Raw genomic sequence first — 6,181 nt, 5'->3', positions numbered from 1 at the left:
AAAACACGGCAAAACTGGCATTTTTACGCATTACAACACAACAGTCCCCACCACATGCGGCTTTTTCTCGCTACCATTCATGGTTAGGAAAACCAAAAGGGATCGATTCAGTTTCCTAACCATGAACATGTGTTTTTCGATAAACGCTCCGATCACTTTTTCGTGGATCTCAACTGAGCGCGAGAAGCAGATTGTTTTACGAGCCAACCGCTTAATGCGGGTGCGGAGCGTCAGGTTATTACGCTCAATGCGTTGAGTGAATATTTTGCCGGTCAGATGCTTATCCTTCGGCACCTCCCGGCCATAGCTGCCCCAGTCGTCGCTGGTGATCATGCCGATGTTGAATGGTGTCAGCAGTGCCAGTAGCTCCCGGCAGGTTTCATCGGTGCGGGGACCAAAAGTGTAGGCCAGTACACCGCCTGTTTTGGTGTTGTACGCGTACCAGAGCCAGTGCTGCCGGGCTTTACTGCCAACGAAGCTCCATTGCTCATCAAGTTCGCAGATAAGCGCCACATCAGCATGGGCAACAGGTGAAGACGTTATTCGCTTTGGCGCGAGTTTTTTAAAGTCCGGATGACGGTGTTAATGCCAATTTTCAGTGTTCTGGCGGTATCGCGAACCCCGGCACCATTGAAGGCCATTTCAGTGATCTGCTCTTTAATACCCGGCTTGCGTGCTTCATAAGCATAAGTGAGCTGAAACACACGGTGGCAGTCACGGCAGCGAAATCTGTCATAGCCTTTAGGGTTCTGACCATGGCGGTAAACCTGAACAGACTGACAACGGGGACAAGGAACGTTAACGCTGGCCATGAGATAACCTCAAAAGCCCGTATTATACATCAGATTCAACTAATTAGAGGCATCACCCTCATTTTTTATAAATCCTTCTATACCAAGTTGAGCGGCTAATGCCTAATTTAATCCAAGGTTTCACTACACCCTTGGAATCACTTTTATAACTACCTTTTGGCCTTCCACCTCCTTTGCTCTTCACACCTCCTAATTTACCTCTAACTGATTGTATTGGAGATAAATGAGTCCTCTGAACATATTCATCAAAACCAGATTCAGTAAAATTTGAAAATGTCCATTTAGCTATGCTTTTAGCTATCCCCATAATTTCTTTTTCATCTAGGGGAGAAGTTAATTGCCGGTTGTAGGCACTGGCACGCTCATAGCAGGCTTGCAGCCACTGTTCATACCCCGGCCAGCCCTGACGGATAGCGCGATAGGCCCACTTACGGGTTTTATCGAACAGGGTGCAATTGCGGCCTAAGCCGTAATCGGCAACGATAGCATTGTCGTTCGCAGCGTTCAGAGCGTTCAGGTCGAGCGAATCGGCCAACCAGTCCAGCGTGTAGAGTTCTGGCTGCCAGACTGCAATTTTCCAGTGACCGTGGTTCGGATTTTTGCAGATTAGCCCCGAATACCCCGCATCAGCACCCAATTTTTTACGTAGCGCGTTCTCTACGGCGGCTGCGTAGCGTAACGGCTTCATTTTTCCGTCTGGAGCGGTGCGTATCGAGGTCTTCAGCGCGTACAGCAGATGCGCGTGGCCGTTTGCAGGATTGGTGATTGTCAGCGTAGGCGCAGGAGCGTTCCGGTCACTCCAGTCGATAGCTGCGCCGAGGCGATCAATGTCAAAACCGAGCCAGAACATGGCGTGTGGCTGGTTGAACTGGATATATTTCGCCAGAATCGCGCGCTCTTTTCCCGCGATGCGTACACCAAAATGCAGATCGTCCGAAAAGTACGGCTTGTGCGGTAAGCGGTCGTTGAACAGGTCGAGAGCCGGGTTAGTCACTCACGCCTGAGCTTATGGCGGGCTGTTGTCTTGCACTGTGCATGTGCTAATATCCTTCTTAGGTTTTATGCCTAGCCCTGATCGATCATGTATCTTCCGCCAAGTTGAGCACATGATTAGCGGGGCTTTGTTTTTTCTGCCGTTAAAGCTACACGCGAACGGCGGCTCCTGTCGAATCCTTCCGTCATAAAGCCTTAATGTGAGGCAAGTTCCTGAAAGAATTTAGGGTTGGCCTGTATGGTCGCCAGCACCTTTGCCGCCAGTCCGGTCGGGTTACGTCTGCCCGTTTCCCAGCTTTTGATGGTATCGAGGCTGGTGCCAAGCACCTTCGCCATTTCATCCTGCGTCACGTTCAGTTGGGCGCGTAGTGCCTTCACGTCAGCCAGTTCGTAGCGCGTGACGCGGGCAGGCGTTTTAACGCCGTTTTTGATCTCGACGGCTTCTTCGAGTGACGCTTTCAGTTCGTCAAAGAAATTCATGCTACACCTCGTCTTTCAGTAGTTTCGTCAGCTTTTTCAGGTCGGCTTTTTCGGCATCCGTCAGGCTGTCTTTGGTGCTTTTCGGGTAGGCCATCACCAGATAGATAATTTCCTCGGTGGCCAGAAAATAAATCACCCGCGCACTGCCGCTTTTCCCCTGCGTGCCGGTCGCCATTCTGATTTTTCTCAGCCCGCCGGTTTGCCTTATGAGGTCGCCTTTGTCCGGTGACTCGATCAGCGCTTTCTGGAGCTCTTTGAGTTCGTCGTCCGTGGCGATTTGCTTTATCTGACGGGTAAACATCGGCGTTTCGATAAACTCTATCGCATGGCTCACTGTGTCATTCCCTTTGCATTGTTAATGTACATTGTACACTAAAATGATATTGCGTCTACGTAGGTCATCCCGCATGACCGGCGCTAAAGCGTCGGGCCGTGATAGCGGGTCTGCTGCTTTTCCAGTTTCAGCTGGTGTTCGTACTGTTTTACGAGCGCATTAACCGGCTGACATTGCTGCTCAAGCTCTCGACCTGACCGCGCAAGCTGTTCACCTGATTGCTCAAGTGCTGACACGCCCTGTCGCTGCGGCTCAGAGCCTGTGAGGTAGTCTCGAACATGTGCTGCAAACTGCTGTAGCTTTCCTGCCACGCCTGATGCTGTTGCTCGTAGCTGGCCTGTAAGCTCTCTAAGGCGCTCAGAAGCTGTTTTTCCATTTCGGTCATGGTTTTCTGTGTCCTGTGGGTCAAAATCGTTCAGGGCCGTTTCTGTGCGTTCTGACGGGGTCACTTCGCGGTGTACTTCACCACCGTGTTGCCCGCCGTCGAGGTGTAGGTGTCCACGCCATGTGCTTTCACCGGCAGCACCACCAGATAGCCGTTCTTCTGGCTGTCGTCGCTGTAGATCGTCACCCCCGCGCCGCTTTTCGCTTTCAGGTTCGCCAGCTGCTGGCTGTAGCCGTCGATGTCGCTCAGGCGTGAGCTGATGATCTGCCCCTGAAGCCAGATTATCCCGCTCAGGATACCAATCAGGAGCGCGGCGCAGACCACTATCCAGATCAGCGCAGTAGTCGCCGTGGCTCTGATCATGCCCGTCAGCCTGCCGTTCTGTTCGCGGATAGCGTTGCTGATGCTCTGCGAGCTTGATTGCAGTTCCGCGCTGATAGACGTTTCCAGCCTCACGAACTCTCGCTTCACGCTCTGCTCGGTATCCTGCGCTTGCTGCTTCGATTTCTCCTCGAAGCCCTTCGCCAAATTTAAAATCTCGCTCATAAATCATTCCTTTCAGCCGGATGTTTCTGCCGCCTGACGGGTCGGCAATACTGATGCTGCTTTTGGTTTCCCTCGCCACAGTGAGACCAATGCTCTCTATCTGAGTCACTACGTCCTGCCGGCTGCGTATCGCGCCCTGTGCCATAAGGTTCATCAGGCCGGCGGTCAGCTTTTCCGCTGCATGCTGTTTGTCTCGCGGCAGGTCGCTGGCCTGCGTCAGCGGGCGGTGATAGGCAGGGTCATTCGGGTCGCGCAGTCCGAGCCGGTCGTTGGTCAGCGTCTGCCAGGCGTTTACCCTGGGACGGTCGGCGCGGTCGAAGTAGGGTTGCAGCCGTTTCCCGCTCTGTAATTCGATGTTCGGGATCACAAAGTTCAGCTCGAGGCGGCCTTTGTCCTTATGCTCAACCCACAGGCAGGCGTACTGGTCTTTGTCGAGACCGGTCATCAGTGTCTGTTCCCATTCGTCCATCAGCCGCGCTTTTTCGGGCTCTGCAATGTCGGCCTCCTGAAAGGACAGCACGCCGGAGGTGTAGGCGCGGGCAAAGTCACAGCCGTCAATCAGTTCGCGGGTGCGTTCGGCGTCTCCCCGCAGCACACGGGCGTCATCCCGCTGGCGATCTTTGCCAAGCAGGTAATCCACAGGACCGCTGCCAGAACCGGCACCGCGTGAGTGAATTTTAATGATCACGATGCTGCTCCAGCAGTTCACCCAGATTGCGGTCAAGGGTGTTGAGCACCGCCAGCAGGGAAACCCGCTCCGTGGGGGTAAGCCCGTCAAGCTGGTTAAGGCGGCGGGCGATCTGGTTGAGATTGTTGCCTATCCCGCTGACCTGTCGTAGCAGTTCGGGCGCAACATCAGGAAGACGGCGCTTTCGGGCGGTGTGTTCTCCCAGACCGAGCTGACGCAGCCATTCAGCCAGATGGGTTCGGTCACACCGGTCTATCAGACGCTGATGCTCTGAGTCGGTCAGGCGGATTTTGATCTCTCTCGTGCGCTTTTCCATTCTCACTCCACTGAGAAATATTCGCACCCAAAGTGCGAAAGTTTCGCAGTGGATGCCCGGGGTTTCGGGGGGCGGCGAGCCCCCTGAACCAGTCACAGACGGCACCTCGTAGAGGGGACGCTGTGTGTACTGGCTTAAAGTATGGTGGAGTATGTCAGATTCTGTGCTCGCTGCAAAAAAAAAAGCCCTCTGCTAGAGAGGGCTGTTATCTGATATAGGCTTGTTTATTGTCTCACGGCATGAACAGCTAAATGAGGCCTCTTTCGATCAGACGCCTATAATGCTCGCCTAATACCGTAAGTCTGCAAGTTTTGCTCTCCATAGCAGCGAAGTACATATGAGGTGCATCTTCGGGAACGAGGAGGTTAACCCTGTTGAACTGCTGGAGTATTGCAAAAACTTCAGTCTTATCAGCGTCAGGTGCTTCGCTTTCCGGTTCATAGGAAGGGTCAAGCTGGAATTTGAAACCAGGGGTAGGGAAATACTCAACCAGTTTTCTTAGGTCGCTAAGGTCTAGTGGGGACTGAACACTTCGAAGAGATACAAAACTTTTAACGTTTGTCTTGAATAGAGGTCGTTGATCCCATGGTCCCAAAGATTGGTCGATATGCGCATAAACGCTACCAGGAGTAATTTCACCGATCAAATTAGCAGCAGACCCATTTAAAGCATCAACAAATAATGTAGTGAAAACTCCAGAGCCATTTTCTTCTACTGAGTATTGCTCTTCAGTAGAGGCTGTGAGAATAGTCATCCCTTCACTGAGCTCAGCGGTTGCATCAGAACGGTTTTTACTGCCAGCAACACCGGAATGACAGCTATCCAAAACAATAATTTTATTTCGGGCTTTAGAATTATTCGCTATGTGTATTAATTCATGAAGGGGGAAGCCATCATCGCCAGTCTCACAATCGCTGCCACATAAAAAACCGCCTACGCTTTCTATGTATCCATGCCCAGCAAAATAAAAAATGGCAATATCGCTATCACCTTCAAATAATTGCTCAGCGGCCTGCCTAATTGCTTTCCTACTTATTGGCTTAGCTGGTCCTGTCGAAGTCATTAACTTTACAGCAAAGTTAACTGAACCATCGGAATGGCGTTCAAGTACAGTTTTGACACCATAAGCATCATTAACGCATCCGTAGAGAGGAGATATTTTTTCGTAATGATCAATACCTATAACTAAAGCCTTTCTCATTTAATCACCTCACAAAGAATCAATGAATGACTTAACTCCATCCCACGTCCAAACAACGGGAGAAAGTCCTGCTGGCTTAGTGCGGTCGTCTTTATAGATCCAAAGAGGAAGTACCGGTTTGCTTTCTTCTTTCGCGCATTCAATCTCCCATTTTTGTCCGGTAGACGTCAGAGAGTCAGCACTAATCAATGCAATAATACCATCGGAGCGTTTTATTCTAGTTTTGACTTTATCTTTCCAACCCGTGTCATATGGTTCTTTAACCGACATATCAATGTATTCAAAATCACATTTTGTATTAGGGGTTCGATGCTCAACGGAACGGTTTCTCACGTTAAGACTTTTTTGTCTGATAAATCAAAACATTGTGGACAGCGAAAAATGCGCCGAAAACGGTGTGTTTTTAATCGGCAAATGGCATTTAAC

The 6,181-nt window shown here is 51.0% G+C and carries 7 protein-coding genes and 2 pseudogenes; all 9 read right to left on the bottom strand.

Going from position 1 to position 6,181, the window contains the following annotated elements; translation table 11 throughout:
• Positions 1-123: 123 nt before the first annotated feature.
• Positions 124-812: pseudogene (locus QRY16_RS21335) on the bottom strand (IS1 family transposase); the annotation flags it as partial.
• A 58-nt stretch (positions 813-870) separates the two neighbouring features.
• Positions 871-1,806, bottom strand: coding sequence for a replication initiation protein (locus QRY16_RS21330; protein ID WP_289777984.1), 936 nt, complete (start codon positions 1,804-1,806; stop codon positions 871-873).
• Positions 1,807-2,000: 194 nt separating this feature from the next.
• Positions 2,001-2,285: a NadS family protein gene (gene nadS / locus QRY16_RS21325; RefSeq protein ID WP_289777983.1), complete on the bottom strand. Its 285-nt coding sequence runs from the start codon at positions 2,283-2,285 to the stop codon at positions 2,001-2,003.
• A 1-nt stretch (position 2,286) separates the two neighbouring features.
• Entirely contained in the window at positions 2,287-2,619 is a 333-nt protein-coding gene (locus tag QRY16_RS21320) for a type II toxin-antitoxin system RelE/ParE family toxin (RefSeq protein WP_077295872.1), read from the bottom strand.
• Positions 2,620-3,064: 445 nt separating this feature from the next.
• Positions 3,065-3,550: an MbeB family mobilization protein gene (locus QRY16_RS21310; RefSeq protein ID WP_289777982.1), complete on the bottom strand. Its 486-nt coding sequence runs from the start codon at positions 3,548-3,550 to the stop codon at positions 3,065-3,067.
• A 370-nt stretch (positions 3,551-3,920) separates the two neighbouring features.
• Positions 3,921-4,070 (bottom strand): annotated as a pseudogene (locus QRY16_RS22290) (plasmid mobilization relaxase MbeA); the annotation flags it as partial.
• Between the two features lie 157 nt (positions 4,071-4,227).
• The gene (locus tag QRY16_RS21295; RefSeq protein WP_289777980.1) at positions 4,228-4,554 is read right to left on the bottom strand and encodes a plasmid mobilization protein; all 327 of its coding nucleotides are present in this window, start codon (positions 4,552-4,554) and stop codon (positions 4,228-4,230) included.
• A gap of 247 nt (positions 4,555-4,801) precedes the next feature.
• Complete coding sequence (locus QRY16_RS21290; protein ID WP_289777979.1) at positions 4,802-5,755, bottom strand: caspase family protein; 954 nt, start codon at positions 5,753-5,755, stop codon at positions 4,802-4,804.
• Positions 5,756-5,764: 9 nt separating this feature from the next.
• Complete coding sequence (locus QRY16_RS21285; RefSeq protein WP_289777978.1) at positions 5,765-6,088, bottom strand: TIR domain-containing protein; 324 nt, start codon at positions 6,086-6,088, stop codon at positions 5,765-5,767.
• Positions 6,089-6,181: the final 93 nt, after the last annotated feature.

Origin of the sequence: Mixta mediterraneensis (assembly GCF_030283135.1) — a bacterium.
GTDB lineage: Bacteria > Pseudomonadota > Gammaproteobacteria > Enterobacterales > Enterobacteriaceae > Pantoea > Pantoea mediterraneensis.
The sequence above is the reverse complement of the archived record's forward strand: the minus strand, read 5'-3'. Positions and strand labels throughout refer to the sequence as shown.

Excerpts from the sequence above, each read along its gene's own strand:
- QRY16_RS21295 (WP_289777980.1), bottom strand. The coding sequence starts at position 4,554 with ATGGAAAAGCGCACGAGAGAGATCAAAATCCGCCTGACCGACTCAGAG.
- QRY16_RS21310 (WP_289777982.1), bottom strand. The coding sequence starts at position 3,550 with ATGAGCGAGATTTTAAATTTGGCGAAGGGCTTCGAGGAGAAATCGAAG.
- QRY16_RS21290 (WP_289777979.1), bottom strand. The coding sequence starts at position 5,755 with ATGAGAAAGGCTTTAGTTATAGGTATTGATCATTACGAAAAAATATCT.
- nadS (WP_289777983.1), bottom strand. The coding sequence starts at position 2,285 with ATGAATTTCTTTGACGAACTGAAAGCGTCACTCGAAGAAGCCGTCGAG.